We start from the raw sequence: 26,104 nt of genomic DNA on the forward strand, positions 1-26,104 counted from the left end.
CCATACGCTCGGCAGTTCGACAAACGGCCCCGTTGCCCCTGGGCGAGTCCGGGAGAGGTCGACCAGGAGCGATCGCGACTACAGCTGGCCGGCGAGCGCCTCCGGGTCCGTCGTCGGCAGCTCGCAGACGAACCCGCGGCAGACGTACGCCGTCGGCTTGCCGTCGACCAGCGGGCGGCCCTCCAGCAGCGACACCTGTTGGCGAGGCGTTTCCGCGGAAACGTCTTGGCCACTGGTGTCGCCATCCGCGCCCGCCGCGGAACCATCGCCCAGCGCGATGACGAGCCCCGGCGCGGACGACCGCAGCGCCGTGAGGTGGAGCTGGTGCGTGCCGGGGTCGTCCGCCGGCCCGACGACGGCGACCTCGCGCGGACCGTCCAGTGCCGCCTCGGCCACCGCGAGCGCCCAGCCGGCCGCCCGCGGGTACGCCATCGCGATCGGGGCGACGTGATCGAGCGCCGCCTGGGCCGCCTCCGTGTGCCGGAGGGACCCCATGAGCGCCCCGTACGTGAGCAGCGCCCCGGCCGCGGCGGCGTGCCCGGACGGCGTCGGGCCGTCGGCGGGGTCGCGGGGGCGATGGATGCGCGCGAGGACGGCGTCCGTCTCGTCGTCGGAGGTGTCGTAGAAGGCGCCGTCCTCCCCGCCGAAGTGGTCGAGGACCACGTCGAGGAGTCGGCCGGCGGCGAGGGCGTGCCGCTCCGTCCCCGTGACGGCGTACAGGGCGAGCAGGCCTTCGGCCATGTTCGCGTAGTCCTCGAGGACCGCCGCGCTCGTCCCGGCCACCCCGTTGCGGGACGTGCGGACCAGCCGGCCTCCGGCGTCGTGCAGGGACAGGACGAGGTCAGCCGCCTCCTCGGCGGCGCGCACCCACTCGGGGCGGTCGAGCAGGGCGCCCGCCTCGGCGAGGGCGGCGATCACCAGACCGTTCCAGGCCGCCACCACCTTGTCGTCGAGGCCCGGGCGGTTGCGCCGCTCCCGGGCGGCGTGCAGGGTCGCGCGGACCAGCGCGTAGCGCTCGGCGTCGTCGGGGTCCTCCTGCAGCTGGAGGACGGAGCGGCCGTGCTCGAACGTGCCGGTGTCGGTGACGCCCCACAGGTGCGCGGCCCAGGCGCCGTCCTCGTCGCCCAGCTCGGCGCGGATCTGGTCGGGCGTCCACACGTAGAACGCGCCTTCCTCGCCGTCGCTGTCGGCGTCGAGGGAGGACGCGAACGCGCCCTCGGGCGTGCGGAGCTCGGCGAGGAGCCACTCGGCGGTCTCGGTCGCCACGGTCCGCCCGAGCGGGGCGCCCGTCTGGCGCCACCAGTGCAGGTAGACCCGCAGCAGCAGGGCGTTGTCGTAGAGCATCTTCTCGAAGTGGGGGACCACCCAGTCGGCGTCGACGCTGTACCGGGCGAAGCCGCCCGCGAGCTGGTCGTACATCCCGCCGCGCGCCATGGCGTCCAGCGTGGAGGCCGCCCAGTCCAGCGTGCGGGCGTCCCCCGTGCGGGCGCCGCGGCGCAGGAGCCACTCGCAGAGCATCGACGGCGGGAACTTCGGGGCACCGCCGAAGCCGCCACGGTCGGCGTCGTAGCTCGACTGAAGGGCGGACAGCGCGCGTGCGGTGGTGTTCTCGTCCAGCGCGAGGCCGGCGCTGCTCAGGCCCCGGCCCGACATCCCGGCGACGTGCGCGCTGATGTCCCGGGCGGAGGACAGGACGCCCTCGTTGTTCTCCCGCCAGGCGCGGTCGACCGCCTCGAGGACCTGGGGAAACGCCGGCATCCCCTGGACCGGCCGCGGCGGGAAGTACGTGCCGCAGAAGAACGGCTCGCCCTCGGGCGTGGCGAAGACCGTCATGGGCCAGCCCCCGTGGCCGGTCATGGCCTGCGTCGCCGACATGTACACGGCGTCGACGTCGGGGCGCTCCTCGCGGTCGACCTTGACGTTGACGAACTGCTCGTTCATCACCGCGGCGACGGCGGGGTCCTCGAAGGACTCGTGCGCCATGACGTGGCACCAGTGGCAGGCGGCGTACCCGACGGAGACGAGGAGGGGGACGTCGCGGCGCTTCGCCTCGGCGAAGGCCTCCTCACCCCACTCGTACCAGTCGACGGGGTTGTCCTTGTGCTGGAGCAGGTAGGGGCTCGTCGCATCGGCCAGGCGGTTGGTCATCACCCATGGTGGACATGGGTGGGTGGGGAGTGCCACCGGTGCTCGCCCACGCCGGTTCGAGGTTTCTTCGTCGCCGTGGGCGTCCGCCGGCTCCTAGCCGACTGCGGGGCGGCCTCGGCAGTCCCCGCTGTTCCCCCCTCAGCGCTGCGCGGTGCGCGTGCGCTCCACCACCTCGGCGAGCTCGGCGAGCCGGTGCGCCCGGGCGGACTCTGCCAGGGTGAACGGCCGACCGGGACGGGCGAAGGCGTGCGCCCCGTGCCAGGTGGCCGGCACCTTGAGGGCGGTGGCGCCCGCGGTGAGGTGGGACGCCGGCGCGCCGGGCGACCCGCTGGCCGGCTCCGCGTCGAGCAGCTCGGCGAGCGCGTCCGGCAGGACGTGCGGGTCGGCCGCGACCTGGACCGCGAGGTCGAGCGCCTTGGTCTGCCCGTCCACGAGGGCCAGCGGCGTCGTGGGCCAGATCTGCGGGTCTTCGCCGTCCGCGTCGCGGACCGCGTCGGCGAGGGCGCGCGGCGTCACGCCGGCCGGGGTGGACACGACGAACTCGTCGACGGGACCGCCGGGCGCGGGATGCACATGGACGTCGAGGATGTTCCCACCGAGCGTTGCCAGCGCGTGGGTCACGTCTCCCAGCGCTCCAGGGCGGTCCTCCACCTTCGTGCGGATGCGCCACAGCGACTCCGCGCCGGCGTACCGCTCACGGGTCCGCAGCACGGGGCCGTGCAGCCAGCGGCGCAGCATCCGCATGACCGACGGCTCCGCGACCCAGATTGCCAGGGCGGTGGCCGTGACGGTCAGGACGAGGACCTTGAACGGGAGTGACAAGCCGCTGCGGAGGATCAGCGCGTGGACGGCCAGCTCAACCGGCAGCATCGCCAGCACCGTCGCCGCGGTCATCCGCGCCTTACGGGGCTCGGGCATCCGGCCGCACACCTCGCAGGTGAGGTCGGTGGGAGAGATGTGGCTGCTCATGAACCCAGCATGAGGACGCACTGTTTCCCGGCGGTTGCGCCACGGTGACGATCGCGGTCGCGTCTACGACGGGGGAGGCGCCGCCGGCGGGCGGGATCGGTGCAGGTGGGGGCGGGACCGAGGCCGCGGCGGTCCCCACCACCCCGACCGGCGGAAGATGAACCACAGGACGACGGCGGACGCCGCCATGAGCGCCATGCTGAACGCGAAGCCGTAGCGCCAGTCCGTCGTGGGGATGTGCTGGACGTTCATCCCGTACACCCCGGCGATGAAGGTGGGGACGGCGATGATCGCCGCCCACGCGGAGATCCGGCGCATGTCCTCGTTCTGCTGCACCGACACCTGGGAGAGGTGGACGTTGAGCATGTCCGAGAGCAGGCTGTCCTCCTGGTCGAGGTGCTGGTCGATACGGTCCACCGCCACCTCCACCCGGTCGAGCCACTGCGGCCGCTGGTGCTCCGGGTGGGCGTCGGTCAACCGCTCGATGAGCTCGGGCAGCACCGTCCCCACGGGCATGATCGCCCGGCGCGCCTCGGTGATCTCACGCTTGAGGTCGTAGACCTGCTTGGCCATGTCGCCGGCCGGCTCGGAGGAGAACACCTCCCGCTCGGTGGCGGCGACCGCCTCGCCGACGTCGTCCTCGACGTCCGCCGCGGTCGTGATGAGCGTGTGCAGGAGGGCGGCGAGCACGGGGTGCGACACCTGGTCGGCCCGGGGGCCCTCCTCCTTGAGCTGACGGGCCGCCGTCGCCAGGACGTGGGCCCCGCCCTCCTCGACCGTGAGGACGGTGCGGTCGTACAGCAGTGCCGTCACCCACCCGGTCTCCACATCGCGCGTCGCTTCGAGGAACTCCACCGTCGGCAGGGTGAGAAGCACCTCCTTGTCGCCTCCCGGGTGTAGCCGCGTGCGGCGCACCCCGTTGGCCGGCAGATGCCGGTTCAGCGCCTCGACGGTCCGCTGCTGGGACCCCATCAGCCGAGCCGCGGAGAGCAGGCCGGCGGTGTCGTGGGCGATCACCCACGTGCGGCCGCGGTCCTGCGGCAGCCCGTCCTGCAGGTCCGTCGGCCCACCTCCCTCGGGCCACTGCTGCCACCCTCCGGGCTCGTCCACCCACACGTCGACGGGCACCGGCCGCCGCGTGTCGACGCCGGTCGGTGCTCCCTGCGCGCGCTCCGTCGTCATGGTGTCAGTGTGACGCGCGCCACAGGCGAGTGCGCGAGCAGGTGGCGGCGTCGACGCGCCCACCGGGTCAGCGGCGGTTCCCGCAGCGGCGTTCGTACAGCGCGATCGCGGTGGCGACGGAGACGTTGAACGACTCCACCCGCGGGTCCATAGGGATCGCGTAGTTGTGCGCGGCGAGGGATCCCACCTCCGCCGACAGCCCGGCGCGCTCGCTGCCCGCGACGATTGCGACGCGCTCGCGCACCGCGCCGATCGCCCGCAGCGGTGCCGACGCCCCCGCGCCCAGGCCGACGACCGGGATGCCGTGGCGCCGGACGAACGCGGCCAGGTCCTCGCGGGTCGACAGCACCACGGGAAGGGCGAAGACGAGGCCGCGGCTGGCGCGGATGAGGCGCCGGTCCATCGTCGAGGCCAGCCTGCTGTCGAGGAGGACGACGCCGGCGGCGCCGAGGGCGCAGGCGCTCCGCGTGACGGCGCCGATGTTCCCGGCCAGCCGGACGCCGTCGAGGACGACGACGTCGCCGTCGCGGTGCAGGAGGTCCTCGAGCGTCGCCGGCGCCGGCCGGGGGGCCAGGGCGAACACCCGGGCGCGCTTGTCCACGCCGAACAGGGCGGTGCTCGCCCGGGCGGAGATCCGGTGGACCGGCGTCGCCCGGGAGGCGCCGGGCGGGAGGACGACGTCGCCGAGGGTGTCCGCGACGTAGACCGCGTCGAGGCGGATGCCGCAGGCGACGGCCTGGGCGATGTTCTCGACGTCGTCGATGACGATCGTCCGTTGGTCGGCCGGCGGGGTGCGCAGGACCTCGGCGACGCGGCGCGCCAGCGGGTGGTGGGCGCTGGTGATCACCGGGGCGCTCCTGTGGACCGTTACCTGGCCCGGTCGGGTCGCGGCCGTCGGCGTCATGCGCCGAGCGTCGGGCATCACGGGACGTGAGGGTCAAGGCCCTGGACCCTCACCGGGCGTGAGGTCCTACCGTCGCCGCATGGGGCGCACCACCCGCACGTCGCAGCGGGCCGGTCGCGGCTGGCTCGGCGCGCCGGGTGCCGCGGCACGCCTCGCCGCGGTCGTCGACGCGGCCGCCGAGCGCAGCCCGGACATCGTCACGCCCTATGTCCGCGTCGCCGGGAACCCCGACCGCGCCACCGCGCTGCTGTGGTCCGACATCGTGGCCGACGGCGCCCCCGTCGCCGAGGTCTGGGCGCACCTGCGCCAGGGCGTCGTGCCGGACGGCGCCTCCGCCCGCCACGCCCTCCTGCTGCTCGTCATCGTCGACGGGTGGCGGCGGGTGAAGGCGTGCGACAGCCCGGGGTGCGCGGCGCCGTTCGTCGACGCCACCCCGGGAGCGAGCCGGCGCCGGTGCGCGGCCCACGCGCGCCGGTGACGCGTCTACCGGTGAGACCTCCGCCGTCGGCGCCGGACCAGGTGGCAGCATGGCGCCATGGAGGGAACCGTCGTCGCCGTGCACCGCAGCCCCGTGCACGCCTTCAGCAAGGAGCCCGTCGAGGCGATCCGGATCGTCGAGGGCGTCGGCGTCGAGGGCGACGCGCACGCCGGCGCCACGGTGAAGCACCGGTCCCGGGCGGCCCGCAACGCCACCGCCCCGAACCTGCGTCAGGTCCACCTCATCCACGCGGAGCTCTTCGACCTCCTGCGGGACCTCGGCCACGACGTCGCCCCCGGTGAGCTCGGGGAGAACATCACCACCCGCGGGGTCGACCTGCTCTCCCTGCCCGCGGGCACGCGCCTGACGATCGGCGACGCCGAGGTGACGGTCACCGGTCTGCGCAACCCCTGCTGGCAGATCGACGACTTTCAGCCGGGGCTCCTCAAGAAGGTGCTGCGCAAGAACGCCGAGGGGGCCGTGGAGCGGCTCACCGGCGTCATGGCGACCGCGACCGGCAGCGGCACCGTGGCCGCCGGGGACTGGGTGAGCGTCGACCTCCCGGCGCCGCCGCACGTCCCGCTCGCCCCGGTCTAGGTCAGGGCCCCCGGGCGGGGGCGGTCAGGCGAGGGAGAGGAAGAGCTTCTCCAGCTTGGCGACGTCGAGGGTGCCGGGCTCGCCGCCCTCGTCCTCCTGGATGAGGCACTGCCGCATCCCCGAGGCGATGATCGCGAAGCCGGCGCGGTCGAGCGCGCGCGAGACGGCGGACAGCTGGGTGACGATGTCCTCGCACTCGCGGCCCTCGTCGAGCATGCGCACGACGGCGGCCAGCTGGCCCTGGGCTCGCTTGAGCCGGTTGCTGACCTTGGTCATCTCGGCCGGGTCGAGTTCCATGAAAGCCTCCTCAGCGGCAGGTGCAGCGCTGGTCGCGAGGCACGTCGGCCATGACGGCGTCGGCGTGCTCGCCGCAGCCGTCCCAGGTGATCTTGTCACAGGCGGTGCAGCGGATCGGGTAGCACATCGGGGTCTCCTCGGGGTGGTGGGGGGCGGGGTGGTGGGTCAGGCGGCCGGGGCGGCGGTGGTGGGTCAGGCCGCCGGAACGGCAGTGCGGGCCGCGACGTCGGGGCGGGCCGCGACGAGCGTGAGCCACCCGCCGGAGAGGTTGCGCGCGTCGACGCCGGCGGCCAGGAGGACGCGGGTGGCGATGTGGGACCGGACGCCGCTGGCGCACAGCACGCTCACCGGGCGCTCCCCGGCGGCCTCGCGCACCTCGCCGAGGCGGTCGCGCAGCTCCGTGTGGGGGATGTTGAGCGAGGGCTCGACGTGCCCGCGCTCGTACTCCCCGCGGCTGCGGACGTCGAGGACGAGGGAGTGGGCGACGACGTCGTCCAGCTCGTCGGGGTGCCACTGCGGCATGGTGCCGTCGAGGACGTTCTGCGCGACGAACCCGAGCATGTTCACCGGGTCCTTGGCCGAGCCGTACGGCGGGGCGTAGGCGAGCTCGAGCTCGGCGAGGTCGTCGGCGCTCATGCCGGCGCGCAACGCCGTCGCGAGGACGTCGATGCGCTTGTCGACCCCGGCGCGCCCGACGGCCTGGGCCCCCAGGAGGCGTCCGTCGGGGGAGAACGTGGCGACGATGTGGACCTGCTCGGTGCCGGGGAAGTAGCCGGCGTGGTGGCCGGGGTGGACGCGGACCACCTCGTGGTCGATTCCTGCCCGCCGCAGCGTCGCCTGGTTCGGCCCGGTGACGGCGGCGGTGAGGCCGAAGACCCGGACGATGGCGGTGCCGAGGACCGGCGCCTGCGGCGTGGTGCGGTGGCCGAGCATGGCGTCTGCGGCGCGCCGGCCCTGGCGGTTGGCCGGTCCGGCCAGCGGCACGGGACCGGCGAGGCCGCTGACCGCCTGCGTCACCTCGACGGCGTCGCCGACCGCCCAGATGTGCGGGTCGGAGGTGCGCTGGTCGTCGTCGACGCGGACGGCGCCCTGGTGGCCGAGCTCGAGGCCCGCCTCCCGTGCGAGGTCACTGGCGGGGCGGACCCCGACGTTGACAACGACGACGTCCGCGGTGAGCGCGGTGCCGTCGGAGAGGGTGACGGTGCGGCCGCCGTCGGGCCGCGGCACGATGCTCTTCGCGGCCACGCCGAGGTGCAGGCCGACGCCGTGGGTGCGCAGCTCGTCGCCGACCAGCGCCGCCAGCTCGGGGTCGAGCGGGGGGAGGACGTGGTCGGCGAGCTCGACGAGCTCGACGCGCAGGCCCCGGGCGGCGAGGGCCTCGACCGCCTCCAGCCCGATGAACCCGGCGCCGACGACGACGGCGTGCGGCTGCTGCCCTTCCTCGCGGGTGGCGAGCAGCTCGTCGACCTGGACGGTGAGGGCGTCGAGGTCGGGGATCGTCCGCAGCGAGTGGACGGCGGCGTCGTCGAGGCCGTCGATGGGCGGGCGCACCGCCACCGCGCCGGTGGCGAGGAGGAGCGCGTCGTAGCCGAGGTCGTAGGTGCCCTCGGCGGTGGCCACCGAGACGGTGCGCGCGGCGCGGTCGATGGAGGTAACCCGGCTGCCGACGCGGACGTCGAGCGCGAGGGCCGCGGCCAGCGTCTCCGGGGTGTGGAGGAGCAGGGCGTCGCGCTGCTCGATCTCCCCGGACAGGTGGTACGGGAGGCCGCAGTTGGCGAAGGAGACATAGTCGGACTGCTCGAGGACGATGATCTCGGCGCCCTCGTCCAGGCGGCGGGCGCGCGCTGCGGCGCTCATGCCGCCGGCGACGCCGCCGACGATGACGATTCGGCGTGGTGCGGTGGGGCTGGACGTGGGGGAGAAGGCCATGACGCAACGATACCCCCGGGGGTATACGTCTAGCAAGGTGCATGATCGGTGGTCCGGGTCACCCACCGACACGCGCGCGGTTGCTATCGTCCGGCCATGCAGGCCAAAGCGGTGACCGTGGGCATCCCTGTTCGTGACCTCGAGCGCGCGGTGGCGTGGTACCGATCCGCGCTGGAGCTGGGCGAACCGAACCTGCGACCGATGGACGGCCTCGCCGAGTTCAACCTCGGCCCGTTCTGGCTCCAGCTCGCGCTCGCGCCTGAGCTCGCCGGTATCGCGGGCATCTCGGTGAACATCAGCGTGGACGACGCCACCGCCGAGCACCGGCGGTTCACGGAGATGGGCCTGCAGGTCACGCCCGTGCAGCGGTTCGAGGGCGTCGTGGAGTTCTTCGAGCTCATCGACCTCGACGGGAACGCCATCGGTTTCGTGACCGAGCTCGGGTAAGGGCTACGCGTCTCGCAGCGCGCGCTCCCAACGCACTTCTCCGTCCTCCCACCTCTCCGTGCGGTGCAGCCCGAGCCGCCGAGCGACACCTGCGGACGCGTCGTGGTCGGGGTGGACGTGGGCGACGACGAGCTGGACCCCGCACGAGGCGAGCCACTCGACCATCGCCTCCGACGCCTCGGTCGCGATGCCCTGACGCTGGTGCGGCACGGACACGACCCAGGCGATCTCCGCCACCCGAACGCCGTCGGCGTCCTCGACAGTGGCCTGGACGTAACCGGCCGGCTCCTGCGAGTGCTGCCACCGCACCACCCAGTTGAGCCACCACTGAGTTCCGTCGCGGGACTGCCCCGTGACCTGCATGGCGTACTGCGCACGCAGCTGCTCCAGCGTGGGTGTCTGTCCACCGGTGTACGCGTAGAGGGCCGGATCGCTGAGCACCGGGACCATCTCCTCAGCGGCGTCCACGGTCAACGGGTCGAGCAGCAGGCGACGACTGCGGAGGGGGACGATCTCGGGCCACGGCATGACCGCAGTATCGCGGCACTGCCGTGAGCGCGACGGAGGGCCCCGCGCGGTGGACATCACCGGGCGGGGCCCTCGTCATGCTTCGGCCGGCAGCATGCACTGGCCGGCCGGGCTACCCGGCCATCGCCCTGCGGCGGGCGGCCAGCGCGGCTCCGCCGCCGAGAAGGCCCAGCGCGGCGAGCGCGATGAGTAGCGCCTCGGCACCGGTCACCGGAAGACCGCCGGGGCCGTCTCCGCCGGCGCCGGGACCGGTCGGCCCACCGGCACCCGGGCGGGTGGGCCCGTCACCAGGCCCGCCCGGCGTCGTTGGGCCGGGACCGCCCGTGGGCGGGTCGGCCGGCGGGTCCGTCGGGTCCGGGGTCTCGGTCGGCGGGTCCGTCGGGTCGGGCGTCTCGGTCGGGGGCTCCGTGGGCTGCTCCACCGGCAGCTCGACGAGCTGTCCCACGCCCCACCGCGCCGTGCTCTGGTAACCGGCCCCGGTGGGGTCCGCCCAGTTGCGGATGGAGGTGCGCGCGGCCACGCCGTCGTCGTTGGCCCCGGCGTCGTTCACCTGGAAGTCCAGGCCGTGGAACGTCCCGAGCCCGCCCTCCTCGAGGAGGCTGATCGCCGCCTCCACCCGGTAGCCGTCGTCCGTCCGGGTGGTCGCGCTCTGCAGCCGGCCCTGCTGGAAGCCCACATCGCCGGTGCCGAACGAGGCGACGTTGTCCGCGTTGATCCGGATCTGGGTGTCGTCGTAGCGGTACGGGCCGTTCTTGTAGTTGCCCGCGTCGACGTAGATCTCCACCGAGTCCTGCGCCCACGGGTCGCTGTGCTCGATGTTGACCTCCGGGTCGGTGACATCCATGAGGACGTAGAGGGTGTGGTCCTGCCAGAGCGTGCGGACCTCGGCCGTGGCGCCGTCGGTGCCCTCGACCTGCTTGTCGGTGGTCACCACGGTCGCGGCGTCCCAGGCGTCCTCGACGTCGCCGTCGATGGCCGGGGCCGCCGGGGCCTCGACGACCTCGACGTAGGACAGCGGCTCGACGAGCGTGAGCTGCGCCAGCGTCCCCGGCGTGCTCCACCCGACGGTCTCCTCGCCGTCGAGCACCCGCAGGTCGAACCCGACCGTGTCCCCGAGGGCGGCTCCGTCGAGCGGGACGTGGACGACGGCGTTCCACCCGTCGTCGGTCTCCTCGACCAGCCCGTCGACGTCGCCGGTGCCGTCCCGGCGGAAGGTCACGACGTCGTCGCCGAGCGCGAGCTCGAGGGCGTCGGCGTCGTCCGTGACGGCGGCGAGGACGGTGAGGTGGTCGGGCGCCCAGCGCAGCTGGAACCCGGCGAGCTCCTCGAGCGCCTCGTTCTCCACGGTGTGGAGCGGGAGCTGGTCCCACGCGAGGGCGTCGAAGGCGTCGTCGTCCAGGGGCACGTCCCCGGCGAAGACGAACGCGGCGCGCTGGCGGGCCGGCAGGTCGTCGTCGGCGGCCCCGTAGTAGGCGGGCTTGGCCCGCAGGGCGCCGTCGAAGAGGAGCGGGGCACCGTTGTCGTTACGCCAGCTCCGCGTGTCGATGAGGCCCCACACGGTGACCGCGAAGAGGTCGTCGCTGCGCTCGCGGAACACGCGGAAGGCGTCGCGGTAGTAGTAGCCCTGCTCGATGAGGCTCGCCTGGGTGACGGGCGTGCCGGTGGTGACGTCGAGCTCGGTGACCACCTGGGTGAGGCCCATGCCGTCGAAGCGCGTGAGGGCGTCCGCCAGCGCCTGGACCGGCATGGCGAGGCTGACGTGGAACTGGTGCCCGACGCCGTCGATCGGCACGCCGCGCGCGACGAGCCGCTCGACGAGCGCGTGGTAGCGGTCCTGCTTGCCGGCCTGCTCGGTGTTGTAGTCGTTGATGAAGAGGGTGACGGGGCGGTCGGTCCCGGGGGCGGCGTAGACGTCGTTGAACGCCTCGTCCGCGTACTCGAAGGCGAGGTCGATGAACTCCTCGCCGAGGATCCGGTACCACTCGCTGCGGCGCAGGCCGTCGGCGAACTCGCTGCTGTCGGAGACGACCTCGTTGACGACGTCCCAGGCCACGAGCGGGTTCTCGGCGCTGCCGAACAGGCCGTAGTCGTCGCTGAGGGCCTCGGCGATCCCGAAGATGTGGGTGCGCATCCGGTCGCGGAGGACCTGGCGGTCCGCCTCGCTCGTCGTCAGCGGGGCGCCGGCGGCGTTCTGGAAGAACCAGGCCGGGGTCTGGCTGTGCCACACGAGCACGTGCCCGTAGACGCGCAGGTCCTCCTGCTGGGCGAAGTCCATGATCGCCGTCGCCTCGGGGTGCGTGCGGAACGTCGTCCCGTCGTACCAGGCCTCGGGCTTCATGTGGTTCTCGGGGGTGAGCTGGTCGAAGTGCCGGGTGGTGAGCTCCGCGGAGGAGCCGATGGTCTCCCGCTGGTCGATCGCGACACCCACGGGGAACTCCACGGTGTCCTTGAGGGGGGTGAGGTCCTCGATGCCCGACGGCGCCTGGGAGACGATCGTGACGTCGTCGACGAGGAAGTCGCCGGTGCCGCCGTCGTTGTAGCTCGTCTCGAAGTAGATCCGGGCGGAGTCCGCCGCGGGCATGGTGTAGGTGACGGTGACCTCGGTCCAGCCGGTCGACGTCACGCCGGGGACCTGGGCGAGCGTGTCGAAGGCGTCGGCACCGTCGGCGGTGCGCTGGAGGCTGAGCCAGACGGCGTCGGTCGCCCCGCCGGCGGCCATCTTCACCCAGGCGCTGATCTCGTAGGTGACGCCGGTCTCGACGAGGCCGGTGAGGTCGTAGCCGATGCCGTCGCCCTGCGAGGTGCGGTCGGTGACCAGCGCCGCCTGGGCGCCGCCGTGGGCCTCGGCCGTGGTGACGGCGACCGTGGGGTCGTCCGCCGCGTCGCCGCGGGGCGCCCAACCCTGCAGCCCGTCCTCGAAGTCGAAGGCGAGGTCGAGCGGCTCGTCGGGGTCGACCGGCTCCGGGCCGGTGATGAGGACGTCGTCGAGGTAGAGGCCGGTGGTGGCGTCGGCGAGCTCGACGTAGAGCACGGCGCCGGTGATGCCGGCGGCCGGGGTGTAGGTGCCCGTGAGCTCGGTCCAGCCGTCGGCGGTGGCGGTGGCCTCCCCGACGGTGACGTAGGCCTCCGGCTGCTCCGCGACCGTGAGCCTCGCGGTGGTGCTCGTGGCGCCCGCCGGCAGGCGGACCCAGGCGCTCACCGTGTACGGGGTGCCGGCCTCGAGCACCGAGGTGGCATCGATCTGTGCGCCGTGCCAGGCGGCCGTGCGGCCGGTGACCGCGAGGCTCCCGGCGCCGGTGCGGGCGAGGGCGTCCGTGCGCACCGCCTGGGCGCTGCCGCGCCCGGTCCAGCCGTCCGTCGACTCCTCGAAGCCGGCCTCGTGGACGACGACGTCGGCGGCGTGGGCGCTCGACGACGGCGAGGCGTTCACTGCTGGGGCGCCTGCGATGCCGAGGGCCAGGAGGGCGGCCCCGAGGGCCCGCCATGCTCTGCGCTGTTTCGCGCTGTGGTCTCTCACGCTGTGCTGTCTCACGTCGCTCCCTTGCGATGGCGTGGTGCCCGGCACGGGAACGGTAAGGGCCGTGGCCCGGGAAGGCAACCGTTATCGACAACGGTTTCGATGGCGGCTGGCAGGGTGCCGGACTCCGCGCGGCCCGGCGCTGGGGCCGCCGAGTTCGCTAGTCCGTGCCGAGTTCGCTAGTCGCGTGCGTGCGCGCTGGCCCCGTGCCGAGTCCGCGCCGCGCCGTGCCGCACCGCACCGAGTTCGCTAGTCCGCACCGAGTTCGCCAGTCCGCGTCGTGCCACACCACGCCGAGTTCGCTAGTCCGCGCCGAGTTCGCCATTGCGTGCCGAGTTCGATAGGTAGAACTAGCGAACTCGGCAGCAACTAGCGAACTCGGCGGGTTGGTCAGGGCCGAGTTCGCTAGTTCGTGCTCAGTTCGCCAGTTCCTGCTGGGTGCGCGCGTCGCTCGGCGGCTGGATCTCCGGGCGTGGTGCGTGCGCCCGTGTCGGAGGCCGGAGCTACGGTGCCGCACAGGAGGTGGTCGCGGTGACCAACGACCCTGGGCAGGGCGCGCGAGCCGATGCCGGATCGGCGGCCCCACCGGCGGGGACACCGCCGCCCGGACCGGACTGGCCCACGAGTGCTCCCGCACCCACCGCCGGCGAGGAACCAGCCGGCAGGACGTCCGGCGCTTCCGCTCCGGGTACGGCTGCTCCGGCGGGCGGCCCGCGCGGTGCTGCTCCGCCCGGTGCAGCTCCTCCGGCGGGCGGCACGTCCGGTACTGGCGCGCCCGGCGTGAGTGCTCCGGCTGGTGGCACGCCCGGCGCTCGCGCCCCGGCGCCAGCTCCCGGCGGCGCGCCCGGAACGCCCGCACCCCCTGCCGGCGGCGCACCCGGCGCCCCTCCGCACCCGGCGCCTGGTGGTCCCGGAGGGGCCGACGGCGCCACGGCCCCGCCCACGACGTGGGGGTACCCGGAGATCGACGGCGTCATCTGGCGCCCGCTCTACTCCGAGGCTGACGCGACGCACCACAGCCGCACGTGGATCGTGGGAACCGGCATCGGCCTCATCGTCGGCGTCGTCGCCCTCGTCCTGGCGGCCGTCGTCGTCGGCGAGGACCGGCTCGCCTTGCTCGCGATCGGTGCGGCGGTGGTCGGCGGGCTGGCGATGATCGGCGCGGGCATCGGGTGGCTCGCGGGGGAGGTGCTGCGCGCGGAGCCTGCGCGACCGAGCATCCAGACGCTCGCCGCCGACGGGTTCGCGCCGATCGGGGAGATGTTCGCGACCCTCAAGGAAGGGCTCGGCGGCATGACGGCCCCGCGCGCGCTGATCTTCGCCGGGGCCTTCCTCCTCGCGGTGGCGGCCATCGCCGGGGCGATCACCGCAGGCGGTGAGGCCCCGGACCCCGACCCAACGCCCACCGAGACGACAGTGACCGCGCCCGGGGACGGCGCGCTCGAGGCGTCGCCATCGGCGTCGGTGCGGGCGTAACCAGTCAGCTGGCCGACGAGCGACCGGCGGCCCCGCCGTGAAGGCGGCACTGCGGGCATAACCGGTCGGCTAGCCCCGAGCGGCCGGCAGCGGAGCCGCGAAACGCGGCCGGCCCGGCCGTCCGGGCGCTACGTTACGAGCGTGCGGCCGACCTGACGGTAAGGCTTGGCACGGGTCGGGTTCTCCCAGCGGGGGCCCGAGAAGGTCAGGAAGTAGACCCCGGCCCTGCGCCGCACCAAGCCTGGCGCCGCACCCCGGCCCTGCGCCGCACCCCGCCTGGCTCTGCGTCAGCCGCGGAGCATGACCTTGATCGCCTCGCGGCGGTCCATCGCCTCGTAGGCGCGGGCGACGTCGGCGAGGGGGAGCGTGAGGTCGAAGACCGGCCCGGGGTCGAGCGTGCCCGCGAGGACCTCGGGGAGCAGCTCGTCGATGTACGCGCGGACGGGTGCCACGCCGCCGAGCAGGCTGACGTTGCGGTTGAACATCTGCTTGACCGGCAGGGCGGTGATTCCGTTGGGGACGCCGACGTAGCCGACGTTCCCGCCGGGGCGGGCGGCCGCGACCGCCTGCTCCATGGCGCCCTGGGTGCCGACCGCCTCGATGACGACGTCGGCCCCCTCCGCCCCGAGCAGCTCGCCCAGCGCGGCGACGCCCTCGTCCCCACGGGCGGCGATGACGTCGTCGGCGCCGAACCGGCGGGCGAGCTCCTGCCGGGGGGCGTGGCTGGAGAACGCCACGACGCGGGCGGCGCCGAGGCGCCGGGCGGCGAGAATCGCGCACAGGCCGACGGCGCCGTCACCGACGACGGCGACGACGCTGCCCTCGCGCACCCCGCCGCGTACGGCGGCGTGGTGGCCCGTGCCCATGACGTCGCTGAGGGCGAGCAGCCCCGGAAGTAGCGCGTCGCCCGGGGCGCCGGGCACCGCGACGAGGGTCCCGTCCGCGAGCGGTACCCGCACGCGCTCGCCCTGGCCGCCGTCGACGGGCAGGCCGTCGGCGTCCGTGCCGGCCCAGCCCCCGCCGCGCACGCACGACGTCTGGACCCCGTTACGGCAGTGCACGCACTCGCCGCAACTGAACGCGAACGGCGCGATGACGAAGTCACCGGGGGACACCCGGGTGACCTCCGCGCCGACCTCCTCGACGACGCCGACGAACTCGTGGCCCATCCGGACCGGGTGGGCCACCGGCCGGATGCCGCGGTAGCGCCAGAGGTCGGAGCCGCACACGCACGACGCCTCGACCCGGACGACGGCGTCGCTCGGCCGGAGCATCGCGGGGTCGGGGACGTCCTCGACACGGACGTCCTGGGGGCCATGGATGATCGCTGCGCGCACGGGCCGATGCTACGGCGCAGCGCCCGGTCTCGGCGTCCTGACCCTCAGCGGCTACGCCGTCACGGCGCCAGGGTCACCTCGCGCGTGAGCGCCCCGGCCGAGTCGAGCGCGAAGGACGCCGCGCCGGCGCCGGCCACCCCGATCCGGTAGTCCCCGAGGAACCCGCGCACCGCGGCACGCCCCTCGGCGTCCGTGCGAGCCGTCGTCGGCCGCAGCCACCACTCGCCCTTGACCAGGCCGTGCAGCGCGTCGTAGGAGGGCTTGGGCGTGCCGTCCGCCCGGACCAGCCCGACCGGCGCGCCCAGCCACGCCCCCGCGTCGGTGAGCCCCCAGTAGGTCACCGCCTGCACCGACGGGTGCGACAGCAGCGTGCGGTAGTGCCGGACCATCTCCTCTGCCTGACGCTCCTCGCCCTCCGGCGTCGTCGGCCACGAGGCCACCTGGTAGTCGTTGAGGTCGACGATCTCCGGCGGCATGAGGTCCCCGGAGAGCAGGGTGCTCTCCGTGAGGTGGAGGGGCAGGCCGAACCGGGCGAAGCGCTCGAGGGTCTCCAGCGTGCGCTCCTCGCCCCAGTACCCCTGGTGCATGTGGCTCTGCAGGCCGATCGCGTCGACAGCGATGCCGGCCTCGAGGACGCCCTCGATGAGGCACTCGTACGCCGAGGACAGGTTGAAGTCGTTGAGCACGAGGGTGGCCGAGGGGTTCGCGGCCCGGGCCTCCTCGAACGCGAGGCGGATCGTCGCGATGCGGCCGCGCTCCCAGCACAGCCGGGTGATGCCGTTGCGGTGCTCCTCGTTGCTGAACACCGGCATGATGACGACCTCGTTGATCGCGTCCCACGTGTCGACGACGCCGGCGAAGTCGCCCACCTCGCGGCGGATCCGCCCGCGGAGTGCGGCCTCGACCTCGTCGGTGCTCAGCTCGCGCAGCCAGTCCGGGGCGAGGGTGTGCCACGCGAGCGGGTGGCCCTTGACCGTGGCGCCGCGGTCGACGAACCACTGCGCCGCGCGGCGCAGCCGCGCCGTGTCCGGCCGACCGCGCTCCGGCTCGAAGCCGGCCCAGTAGAACGGCAGCGTGGCGGTGGTGAAGAGGTCGAGCCAGAGATCGGCGAGGTGCTCCGCCTGGGCCGGCGACGCCCCGCCGAACGGGCTGTCCGGGTCGGCGTCGGTCTCCTCGTTGGCGTAGCCGACGAAGTCGAACCCGATGTTGCCGAACGCGAAGGCGTGCCGGGTCTGCTCGAGGGTCACCTCGGCGTCCACCAGGGGCGTGCCGTCGGGTCGCCGCACCGTGAGCGTCGCCTCGGCGATGCGGTGACGCAACGTCGGGTCCGGCGCGGGCATCGCTGCGGGGGTGGACGCAGTCGCGGGTGTGGTGGACATGCGTGTCTCTCCTCGTCGAGGGACCGGCGGTGCGGGGTGTGGGGCTTAGGCGGGTTGGTGCGGGCGGGTCCCGCCTCAGCGGCGTCGGGGAGCGGCCGTCGAGGCACGCTCGACGAGCTCGGTGGGCAGGCGCAGGTGGGTGGGGCGGTCGGTGCCCCCGTCCATGAGGTGGATGAGCAGCTCGAGGGCGGCCGAGCCCATTCGTTGGATGGGCTGGCTGATGGTCGTCAGCGGCGGGTTCACCAGCGCGGACTCCGGGACGTTGTCGAAGCCGATGACGGAGAGGTCCTCGGGAACGGTGAGACCGAGCTCGCCGGCCACCTCCATCGTCGCGATGGCGGAGAGGTCGTTGGCGGCGAAGATCGCCGTGGGTCGCTCGGGCAGGGTGAGCAGCTCGCGCGCGGGCTCCTGCGCGTTCTCCCGCCGGTAGCCGCCCACGCGGACCAGTGCGTCGTCGTCGGCGATCCCCGCCGCGGCCAGCGCGCTGCGGTAGCCCGCCTCCCGCAGCCGGGACGACTCCAGGTCCGGGCGACCGCCGAGGAAGCCGATGCGGCGGTGCCCCAGGCCGAGGAGGTGCTCGGTGGCGGTGACGGCGCCGGCGTAGTTGTCCGAGTCGACGGTGGGCATGCCCGCCGGTCCGGCGTGCGGGTCGATGGCGACGACGGGGACCGCCCCGCCGGAGTCCACCACCGTGGGCGTGACGAGGATGGCCCCGTCGATGAGGGTGCCGCTGAGCCGCGAGAGGTACCGGCGCTCCCAGCCGGCAGGGGTGCCTGCCCGGCCGCCGCCGGAGTAGGCGAGCAGCTCGTAGCCCGTCCCGCCGATCGCCTGCGAGGCCCCCTTGAGGATCTCCGTGCTGAACGGCTCGAACTCCGCGACGAGGACGCCGATGACGTTGGTCCGGTGGCTGCGCAGGCTGCGCGCGACGAGGCTCGACTCGTACCCCAGCTGGTCGATGACCGCCTGGACCCGTTCGGATGTCGCCAGCGCGACGCCGTACCGGCCGTTGATCACCTTGGAGACGGTGGCCACGGAGACGCCGGCCGAGCGCGCGACGTCGTGGATGGTCACCCTCTGAAGTTCTGGCATGGGGAGACGCTATCGCTAGGAAACCGTTATCGAAAACGATTGACACACCGAACTTTCGACTGTCATGCTCGCGGCGTCCAGTCAACGACGACGACGAAGGAAGCTCACTATGGCGAGCAAGCGATTCCTCTCCACCGTGGCGCTCGGCGCCGGGGCGGCGATGTTCCTGGCGGCGTGCTCCGGCGGTGGTAGCGACGACGCCACCGCGGGTGGCGGCGGCGACGGCGGCACCAGCGGGGGCGGCGGCGACGTCACCCTCACGTGGTGGCACAACTCCAACACCGATCCTGGCAAGGCCTACTACGAGGAGGTCGTCGCCGACTTCGAGGCCGAGAACCCCGGCGTCACGATCGAGATCAGCGCCCTGGCGCACCAGGACATGCTCACCCGCCTGGACGCGGCCTTCCAGACCGGCGACGCGCCGGACGTCTTCATGGAGCGCGGCGGCGGCGAGCTCACCTCCCACGTCGAGGCCGGACTCGTCCAGGACCTCTCCGAGGTCGCGGCCGAGGAGATCGAGATGATGGGCCCGTCCATCGACGGCTGGCAGGTGGACGGCGCCACCTACGCGCTGCCCTTCTCCGTCGGCGTGGTCGGGTTCTGGTACAACACCGCCCTCTTCGAGGAGGCGGGGATCACCGAGGCGCCCGAGTCGATGGAGGACCTGTACGCCGCCGTCGACGCGCTCAAGGCCGCCGACATCCAGCCGATCGCCGTCGGCGCCGGGGACAAGTGGCCCGCCGCCCACTACTGGTACTACTTCGCCCTGCGCCAGTGCGGTGACGAGGTCCTCGCCGAGGCCGCCGAGACCCAGGACCTGTCGGACGAGTGCTTCGTCCGCGCCGGCGAGGACCTCACCGAGCTCGTCGCCGCCGAGCCGTTCAACGAGGGCTTCCTCGCCACCCCCGCGCAGTCCGGTCCCACGAGCGCGTCCGGCCTGCTCGCCACCGGCCAGGTGGCCATGGAGCTCGCCGGCCACTGGGAGCCCGGCGTCATGCAGGGCCTCACCGAGGACAACCAGGGCCTCGGCGAGAACACCGGCTGGTTCCCCTTCCCGACCGTCGAGGGTGGCGACGGCAACCCCGAGGTCCCGCTGGGCGGCGGTGACGCCTGGGCGTGCTCGGCGGACGCCCCGCCGGAGTGCCTCGACTTCATCAGGTACATGCTCAGCGACGAGGTGCAGACCGGCTTCGCCGAGCTGTCGATGGGCGTGCCCACCAACCCCGCCGCCGAGGGTGCGGTCGCCATCCCGGCACTGGCCGAGCTGGTGACGATCCGCAACGAGGCGCCGACCGTCCAGCTCTACCTCGACACGCTCTTCGGCGAGAACGCGGGTGGCGCCATGAACGACGCCATCGCCCTCGTCTTCGCGGGCCAGGGAAGCCCGCAGGAGATCGTGGACGCGACCCAGGCCGCCATCACCAACGGCTGACGTAAGGAGCATGGACGTGACGACCCACGCGGACGCCACGACCGCCGGCTCCCGCACCGCCGCCGGCCGGGGCTCAACCCGGTCGGCGGCGCCCGCGGGACGCCGCCGACGTGGCTCGGTGACCATGGCGTGGCGCAAGCGCCTGGAGATCACCTTCTTCGTAGCACCCGCCCTGACGCTGTTCGTCCTGTTCATCGTGGTGCCGGTGGTCCAGGCCGGCCGGTACTCGCTCTACCGGTGGAACGGGCTCGGGCCGATGGTCGACTTCGTCGGGCTCGAGAACTACGCGAACGCCCTGCGCGACCAGATCTTCACCGACGCGGTGATGCACAACCTCATCATCGTCGTGCTGTCGATCGTCATCCAGCTCCCGCTGGGCCTGGCGATCGCCCTCCTGCTCAACCGCGAGATCCGGGGCCGCACGGTGCTGCGGGTCGTCATCTTCGTGCCCTACGTCCTCGCCGAGGTCGTCGCCGGCGTCGTCTGGTTCATGCTCCTCCAGCCCGGCGGCGCGATGGACGGCATGCTCGAGGCGGTCGGGCTCGGCGGGCTCACCCGGCTGTGGCTCGGGGACCCCGAGATCGCCCTCTACACGGTGATGGTGGTCCTCACCTGGAAGTACCTCGGGCTGGCGATCATCCTCTTCCTCGCCGGGCTGCAGGGCGTCCCCACCGACCTGTACGAGGCCGCCCAGCTCGACGGCGCGTCCTGGTGGCAGGTCCAGCGCCGGATCACCATCCCGCTGCTGGGGCCGACGATCCGGACCTGGGCGTTCCTGTCGATGATCGGCTCGCTCCAGCTGTTCGACATGGTGTGGATCCTCACCAAGGGTGGGCCCGCCAACTCGACGATGACCATGGCGACGTACCTCATCAACCAGGGCACGGACCGCAGCCTGTACGGCTACGCCTCCGCCGTCGCGGTGCTGCTCTTCGGCATCTCGCTCGTCCTCGCCGCCGCCTACCAGATCTTCGTCCTGCGCCGGGACAACCCGGACGCCCCCCAGCCGAGGAAGGTCAGGCGATGAGCGCCCCCCTCGTCACACCGGCTCCGGGCCGCCCCGCGGTCCTCACCTCGCCCTCGCCGCGACGCCGCAGCAGCCGCGCGTTCGCCGGCGGTGGTCCGCTCGTCTACGCCATCGCGCTGGTGGTGGTGGCGGCCACTCTGGGCCCCGTCATCTACGCGATCCTCGGCGGGTTCCGGTCGAACGCCCAGCTCGCCTCGGACCCGACCGGGCTCCCGGACCCGTGGATCCTCACCAACTACGCGAGCGTGCTCACGTCGTCGGCCTTCTGGCGCTACGCCCTCAACTCGACGGTCATCGCTCTGGTGACGACCGTCGTCGTCGCGGTGTTCGGCGTCATGGCCGCCTACCCCCTGGCGCGATACCGCTTCCGGGGGCGGGGCGTGCTCACCATGGTCTTCACTCTCGGCCTGCTCTTCCCCCTGACGGTGGCGATCATCCCGCTCTTCCTCATGGTGCGGGACCTCCAGCTGACGAACACGCTGTGGGGGGTCGCCCTGCCGCAGGCGGCATTTGCGCTTCCCATGACCATCGTCATCCTGCGACCCTTCCTCATGGCCCTGCCGAAGGAGCTCGAGGAGGCCGCCATGCTCGACGGCGCCTCGCGCGTGGGATTCTTCTGGCGGATCCTCCTGCCGCTGTCGGGCCCGGGCCTCGTCACCGTCGGCGTGCTGGCGTTCGTGGCCTCGTGGAACTCCTACCTCCTGCCGCTCCTGGTCCTCAACGACCCGGCGGCCCAGACGCTGCCGCTGGGCGTCGCCAGCTTCTCCAGCCAGCACGCCCAGGACACCGCGGGCGTCCTCGCCTTCACGTCGGTGGCGATGATCCCCGCGCTGGTCTTCTTCCTCGCGATGGAGAAGCGGATCGTCAACGGCCTCCAGGGCGCCGTCAAGGGCTGAGTTTTCCCGATCACCTGCCCTCCCCATCACCTAAGGAACTGAACGTGGCAGAAGTACAGCTGGGGGCGGGGCACGCCCTCACGGGCGTGTCCGGCCCGACGGCGAGCGCGCGCGTGCGGGCGCTCCTCGCGGAGATGACCCTGGCGGAGAAGCTCGCGCAGATCGTCGGCCTGTGGGTGGGGGCCGGGGCCGACGGCGAGGTGGTCGCCCCACTGCAGGACACGATGCTCGACGGGTCGGCGCCCGAGTTCGAGACGTTCGCCGCCAACGGCCTGGGCCACCTCACCCGGGTGTTCGGCACCCGGCCGGTGGAGCCGGCGACGGGCCGCCGGGCGCTGTGGGACGCACAGCGCTGGCTCACCACGCGCACCCGGCTCGGCATCCCGGCCATCGCGCACGAGGAGTGCCTCACCGGGCTGGCCGCCTGGAAGGCCGCGACGTTCCCCACCCCGCTGTCCTGGGGCGCGAGCTTCGACCCCGCACTCGTCGAGCGGATGGGCGCCGCCATCGGCGAGAGCATGGCCGCACTCGGCGTGCACCAGGGCCTGGCCCCCGTGCTCGACGTCGTCCGCGACGCCCGCTGGGGGCGGGTGGAGGAGTGCATCAGCGAGGACCCGTACGTCGTAGGGACGGTGGGGACGGCCTACGTGCGCGGCCTGCAGAGCGCCGGCGTCCTCGCCACGCTCAAGCACTTCGTCGGCTACTCCGCCTCCCGGGCCGGGCGCAACCACGCCCCCGTGAGCGCCGGCCCTCGCGAGGTCGCCGACGTCCTCCTCCTCCCCTTCGAGATGGCTGTGCTCGACGGCGGCGCGCGCTCGGTCATGCACGCCTACACCGCCGTCGACGGCCTCCCCGCCGCCGCCGACGCCGGCCTGCTCACCGACCTCCTCCGGGAGCGGTGGGGCTTCGACGGCACCGTCGTCGCCGACTACTTCGGCGTCGCCTTCCTGCACACCACCCAGGGCGTCGCGGCGGACCTCGCCGACGCCGCCCACCAGGCGCTGGCGGCCGGGGTCGACATCGAGCTCCCGACGGGCGACGCCTACCTCGCGCCGCTCCGGGCCGCCGTCGAGGCGGGCCAGGTACCCGTCGAGCTCGTCGACCGGGCCGTCCTGCGGACGCTGCGGCAGAAGGAGGAGCTGGGTCTGCTCGACCAGGACTTCGCCGGCGAGCCCGAGGACTGGGAGCCCGACCTCGACCCGGCCGAGCACCGGGCGATCGCCGCACGGCTCGCGGAGGAGTCGGTGGTGCTCCTCACCAACACCGGGGTCCTGCCGCTGCGCGGGCCGGCGCGGGTCGCCGTCGTCGGCCCCAACGCGGACCGTCCCGAGGCGCTCTTCGGGTGCTACTCCTTCGTCAACCACGTGCTCGACCAGCACCCCGGCACCCCCCTGGGGATCGAGGCCCCCAGCGTGCTCGAGGCGCTGCGCGAGGAGCTCGCCGGGGCCGAGGTCACCTACGCGCGGGGCTGCGCCGTCGACGATGACGACCGGTCGGGGATCCCCGAGGCGGTCGCCGCGGCCCAGGCGGCCGAGGTGGCCGTGGTCGTCGTCGGGGACCAGGCCGGGCTGTTCGGGCGGGGGACCAGCGGCGAGGGCTGCGACCGCGACGACCTCGAGCTGCCGGGCGTCCAGCGCGCGCTTGTCGAGGCGGTCGTGGCGACCGGCACGCCCGTCGTCCTCGTCATGCTCACCGGCCGGCCCTACGCCGTCGACTGGGCGCTGGGGGAGTGCGCCGCCGTCGTCCAGTCCTTCTTCCCCGGCGAGGAGGGCGCGGGCGCCGTCGCCGGCGTGCTCTCGGGCCGGGTCAACCCCTCCGGGCGGCTGCCCGTGACGCTGCCGCGCTCGGCCGGGGCGCAGCCGTACTCCTACCTCCACCCCCTCCTGGGCGGCCCGTCCGAGGTGAGCAGCGTGGACGCCACGCCCGCGCTGCCGTTCGGGCACGGGCTGTCCTACACCCGGTACGGCTACTCCGAGCTGGCGGTCGAGGACGAGGAGGTGCCCACGGACGGCGCGATCGAGGCGAGCGTCGAGGTCCGCAACGACGGCGACCGCGCCGGTGCCGAGGTGGTGCAGCTCTACGGGCACGACGTCGTCGGCTCCGTCACGCGGCCCGTCGCCCAGCTGCTCGGGTACGCCCGGGTCGAGCTGGCGCCGGGGGAGCGCGCGACGGTCCGGTTCACCGTCCCCACCACCCGCCTCGCGCTCAGCGACCGGCGGATGCGCCGGGTCGTCGAGCCGGGTGCGGTCTCCCTGTGGGTGGGGCGGTCGTGCGAGGACCGGGTGGCCGCGGCGAGCGTCGAGCTCGTCGGCGGCGTCCACCAGGTGACGACCGCGGACGCGCGGTGGACCGGCGTGGAGGTCGTGCGGAGCTGAGCACAGATCCGGCCCGGCCGGCGCGGTTGGGGCGATCCCGCAAAGGTCGCTGTCTAGGTCGCCCGGGACGGGCTTGCTCATGCCGCAGGATGGCGACGCCCTGTCCACGCTGCTGCCGGAGGGCGACGTCTGATGTGTAACTTCGACGGGCGGCGGCAGCGGGTGGTCACAGCCGACGCACCTCCAGCTCGCGCTCAACTGCAGACTGACCCTTGCGCTCGACCCGGAACGCGCAGGGCGTCTTGGCTGAGCTGACCACCTCCACGAGTTGGGTCCCGTGGAAGTGCAAGGAGTCCAGATTGCCGATGGCGTAGCCATCCGGAAGGCGGCCGGTCGCGACGGCATCGAGGTACACAGGGCGCCGCTGTGGGTCAGCGTCGTAGTGGGGGCAGACGCTTCCCTCTAGGAACCCCAACCCGTCGAGCAGGAGACGCACCGTGGGGCCGTACGAGTCTGTCGTCCCGTTCTCGAACCAGCACAGCGCGCCCGCGCTTCCGCCGGCGAACACGTAGCTCGTCGTCTCGTCCTCCCACATCTCTCGGAGGATCACATCGAGCCCGTGGAACCGCCACGCACCGAGCATGGCACCCGTGTTGCCACCGCCTACGTGAATGACGTCGAAGCTCCGGACGTACTCCCGCAGATTGTCCACATCGGGCATGAAGAACTTGAGCCGGCGAGCGTAGGCGCGTTCGGCGTCGTACGTCTCGAAGAAGCTCAGTGCATAGTCGGGGTGGTCGCCGTAGGCCGTTCCGACGAAGAGAACCCGCGGCCGCTGCCTTCCCGTCAGCCCGAGGATGAAGTCGTGGGTCGGGTCCTGGGGGTTGTCCATGATCGCCTTGCCGGCTCCGGCGGCGACGATGTGCGAAACCATCTCGCTCCGTTCTATCGAGCGTGTAGGAGGGCCTGCATTAGGACGCGGACGTGTGGGCGATCTGTCCGTCCTTCATGACGAAGGCGGGCATGTCGAGGACGCTGAAGTCGTCCAACGGGTTTCCGGGCGCGGCGACGATGTCCGCCACCTTGCCGACCTCGATGGTGCCGATCTTGTCTGCCATGCCGATGAGGTCCGCGCCGTTGATCGTGCCGGCCCGCAGCGCCTCTAGGGGCGTGAAGCCGTGCTTCGACAGGATGTCGAGCTCCTCCCAGACCTTGCCGTGGAGCGAATCCGTGCCGACGGCGACCTTCAGACCGATCCGCGCGGCATAGCGGAGCGACTCGAGCGCCTGCTCGATGGTGTCCCGAAGCTTTTCCTTGACGTACTCGGGGATGCTCGGCATCTCAAGTGCCTTGACGCCGTACGCGCTCGTGGCCGTGAGATAGGTTCCCCGCTCTTTCATGAGGTCGTAGTCCGCTTCCGTCAGGAGCAGGCCGTGCTCGATGGAGTCGACACCCGCCTCGACGGCGACGGCAATGCCGGGCCCCCCGTGGCCGTGCGCCATGATCCGGCGACCCAGGCGGTGCGCTTCGTCGATGCACGCCACGATCTCCTCGTCCGTCATGTCGGGCGCATACACGTCAGAGCCGACGGTCGCAGCGCCCCCGGAAACCATGATCTTGATGACGTCGGCCCCACGGCGGACTTCGTCGCGGATCGCCGCCCGCAGCGCCCACGGGCCGTCGGCTTCGCGACCGATCACCCAGCCGTGACCACCGGTACGGGCGATCAGCCGGTGCGCGGAGACGAGACGGGGCCCGGTGATGATGCCGTGCCGCAAGGCGCGCTTGATGAGATTGCCTGTGTCGCCTGGATCCCCCGCGGTACGCACAGTCGTCACGCCGCTGCGCAAGATCTGCTGCATGTGAAGCGCGGACTTCATCGCGTAGTACTCAGGTGCGTCGAGCCCCTGCTCCATCTCGTCCTCGCCGAAGATCAGTCCGAGGTGCTCGTGACAGTCGATGAGGCCGGGTACGAGGGCCATACCTGGCAGGTCGACGACCTCGGCGTCACCGGCGTCTGTGGTGCCGACTGGAACGATTGCCCGAATGAGACCGTCTGCCACGACGACCTCCTTGCCCGTATCCGGTACATCCCTCGTGCCGTCGATGATCATGTCGGCGCGGATGACGTAGGCGGCCATGTGGATCCTTTCGTGT

21 protein-coding genes are annotated in these 26,104 nt (G+C 73.0%); 8 read left to right on the top strand and 13 right to left on the bottom strand.

The genetic code is table 11. From position 1 onward, the window contains the following. Window positions 1-78 precede the first annotated feature (78 nt). The 4 genes from EBO36_RS06055 to EBO36_RS06070 form a co-directional block, all read right to left on the bottom strand. A complete protein-coding gene (locus EBO36_RS06055) occupies window positions 79-2,148 on the bottom strand; it encodes a thioredoxin domain-containing protein (protein ID WP_122823819.1) in 2,070 nt (689 codons plus the stop codon). A 138-nt stretch (window positions 2,149-2,286) separates the two neighbouring features. Continuing rightward, window positions 2,287-3,117: an ACT domain-containing protein gene (locus EBO36_RS06060; RefSeq protein ID WP_187695850.1), complete on the bottom strand. Its 831-nt coding sequence runs from the start codon at window positions 3,115-3,117 to the stop codon at window positions 2,287-2,289. A 63-nt stretch (window positions 3,118-3,180) separates the two neighbouring features. Next, window positions 3,181-4,299, bottom strand: a complete 1,119-nt coding sequence (locus EBO36_RS06065) for a CorA family divalent cation transporter (protein WP_122823821.1) — start codon at window positions 4,297-4,299, stop codon at window positions 3,181-3,183. A gap of 67 nt (window positions 4,300-4,366) precedes the next feature. Continuing rightward, window positions 4,367-5,146 (bottom strand): TrmH family RNA methyltransferase, encoded by a 780-nt coding sequence (locus EBO36_RS06070; RefSeq protein WP_164471371.1) that lies wholly within the window; start codon window positions 5,144-5,146, stop codon window positions 4,367-4,369. A 136-nt stretch (window positions 5,147-5,282) separates the two neighbouring features. On the opposite strand from EBO36_RS06070, the gene EBO36_RS06075 reads away from it, so the two are divergent. Together EBO36_RS06075 and EBO36_RS06080 are read left to right on the top strand one after the other, a co-directional pair. Continuing rightward, entirely contained in the window at window positions 5,283-5,681 is a 399-nt protein-coding gene (locus EBO36_RS06075) for a CGNR zinc finger domain-containing protein (protein WP_122823823.1), read from the top strand. A 57-nt stretch (window positions 5,682-5,738) separates the two neighbouring features. Continuing rightward, the gene (locus EBO36_RS06080) at window positions 5,739-6,278 is read left to right on the top strand and encodes an MOSC domain-containing protein (RefSeq protein WP_122823824.1); all 540 of its coding nucleotides are present in this window, start codon (window positions 5,739-5,741) and stop codon (window positions 6,276-6,278) included. A gap of 24 nt (window positions 6,279-6,302) precedes the next feature. On the opposite strand, the gene EBO36_RS06085 is transcribed toward EBO36_RS06080, so the two are convergent. Next, window positions 6,303-6,575 (bottom strand): metal-sensitive transcriptional regulator, encoded by a 273-nt coding sequence (locus EBO36_RS06085; RefSeq protein ID WP_122823825.1) that lies wholly within the window; start codon window positions 6,573-6,575, stop codon window positions 6,303-6,305. A 192-nt stretch (window positions 6,576-6,767) separates the two neighbouring features. Continuing rightward, window positions 6,768-8,504, bottom strand: a complete 1,737-nt coding sequence (locus EBO36_RS06090; protein ID WP_122823826.1) for an FAD-dependent oxidoreductase — start codon at window positions 8,502-8,504, stop codon at window positions 6,768-6,770. 96 nt (window positions 8,505-8,600) lie between these two features. Between EBO36_RS06090 and EBO36_RS06095 the strand changes: the two genes are divergently transcribed. Next, window positions 8,601-8,951 carry a VOC family protein gene (locus EBO36_RS06095; RefSeq protein WP_164471372.1) on the top strand — a complete coding sequence of 117 codons (351 nt, stop codon included), beginning with the start codon at window positions 8,601-8,603 and terminating at the stop codon, window positions 8,949-8,951. Between the two features lie 3 nt (window positions 8,952-8,954). Here the strand turns inward: EBO36_RS06095 and EBO36_RS06100 are convergent, their stop codons facing one another. Both EBO36_RS06100 and EBO36_RS06105 read right to left on the bottom strand, forming a co-directional pair. Then, complete coding sequence (locus tag EBO36_RS06100; protein WP_222928780.1) at window positions 8,955-9,479, bottom strand: GNAT family N-acetyltransferase; 525 nt, start codon at window positions 9,477-9,479, stop codon at window positions 8,955-8,957. 112 nt (window positions 9,480-9,591) lie between these two features. After that, complete coding sequence (locus tag EBO36_RS06105; RefSeq protein WP_164471373.1) at window positions 9,592-12,909, bottom strand: endo-1,4-beta-xylanase; 3,318 nt, start codon at window positions 12,907-12,909, stop codon at window positions 9,592-9,594. Between the two features lie 1,119 nt (window positions 12,910-14,028). Here EBO36_RS06105 and EBO36_RS06110 point away from each other — a divergent pair. Then, entirely contained in the window at window positions 14,029-14,472 is a 444-nt protein-coding gene (locus tag EBO36_RS06110; protein WP_122823829.1) for a hypothetical protein, read from the top strand. Window positions 14,473-14,759: 287 nt separating this feature from the next. Here the strand turns inward: EBO36_RS06110 and EBO36_RS06115 are convergent, their stop codons facing one another. The 3 genes from EBO36_RS06115 to EBO36_RS06125 form a co-directional block, all read right to left on the bottom strand. After that, window positions 14,760-15,809, bottom strand: coding sequence for a zinc-binding dehydrogenase (locus EBO36_RS06115; RefSeq protein ID WP_122823830.1), 1,050 nt, complete (start codon window positions 15,807-15,809; stop codon window positions 14,760-14,762). Between the two features lie 59 nt (window positions 15,810-15,868). Next, window positions 15,869-17,188, bottom strand: coding sequence for an endo-1,4-beta-xylanase (locus tag EBO36_RS06120; RefSeq protein ID WP_122823831.1), 1,320 nt, complete (start codon window positions 17,186-17,188; stop codon window positions 15,869-15,871). 75 nt (window positions 17,189-17,263) lie between these two features. Next, window positions 17,264-18,277, bottom strand: a complete 1,014-nt coding sequence (locus EBO36_RS06125) for a LacI family DNA-binding transcriptional regulator (RefSeq protein ID WP_122823832.1) — start codon at window positions 18,275-18,277, stop codon at window positions 17,264-17,266. Between the two features lie 109 nt (window positions 18,278-18,386). On the opposite strand from EBO36_RS06125, the gene EBO36_RS06130 reads away from it, so the two are divergent. From EBO36_RS06130 to EBO36_RS06145, 4 genes are all read left to right on the top strand, one after another. After that, window positions 18,387-19,709 (top strand): extracellular solute-binding protein, encoded by a 1,323-nt coding sequence (locus EBO36_RS06130; protein ID WP_122823833.1) that lies wholly within the window; start codon window positions 18,387-18,389, stop codon window positions 19,707-19,709. Window positions 19,710-19,719: 10 nt separating this feature from the next. Then, the gene (locus EBO36_RS06135) at window positions 19,720-20,736 is read left to right on the top strand and encodes a carbohydrate ABC transporter permease (protein ID WP_122823834.1); all 1,017 of its coding nucleotides are present in this window, start codon (window positions 19,720-19,722) and stop codon (window positions 20,734-20,736) included. Next, complete coding sequence (locus tag EBO36_RS06140; RefSeq protein ID WP_122823835.1) at window positions 20,733-21,632, top strand: carbohydrate ABC transporter permease; 900 nt, start codon at window positions 20,733-20,735, stop codon at window positions 21,630-21,632. Before EBO36_RS06135 ends, EBO36_RS06140 begins: the two co-directional genes overlap by 4 nt. Before the next feature lie 134 nt (window positions 21,633-21,766). Then, window positions 21,767-24,007, top strand: a complete 2,241-nt coding sequence (locus EBO36_RS06145; RefSeq protein WP_122825487.1) for a beta-xylosidase/alpha-l-arabinosidase — start codon at window positions 21,767-21,769, stop codon at window positions 24,005-24,007. A gap of 166 nt (window positions 24,008-24,173) precedes the next feature. Here EBO36_RS06145 and EBO36_RS06150 read toward each other — a convergent pair whose 3' ends face one another. Both EBO36_RS06150 and EBO36_RS06155 read right to left on the bottom strand, forming a co-directional pair. Then, complete coding sequence (locus EBO36_RS06150) at window positions 24,174-24,881, bottom strand: Type 1 glutamine amidotransferase-like domain-containing protein (protein WP_122823836.1); 708 nt, start codon at window positions 24,879-24,881, stop codon at window positions 24,174-24,176. 37 nt (window positions 24,882-24,918) lie between these two features. Further along, entirely contained in the window at window positions 24,919-26,088 is a 1,170-nt protein-coding gene (locus EBO36_RS06155) for a metal-dependent hydrolase family protein (RefSeq protein ID WP_122823837.1), read from the bottom strand. Window positions 26,089-26,104 lie beyond the last annotated feature (16 nt).

It is taken from the genome of Georgenia faecalis, assembly GCF_003710105.1.
GTDB lineage: Bacteria > Actinomycetota > Actinomycetes > Actinomycetales > Actinomycetaceae > Georgenia_A > Georgenia_A faecalis.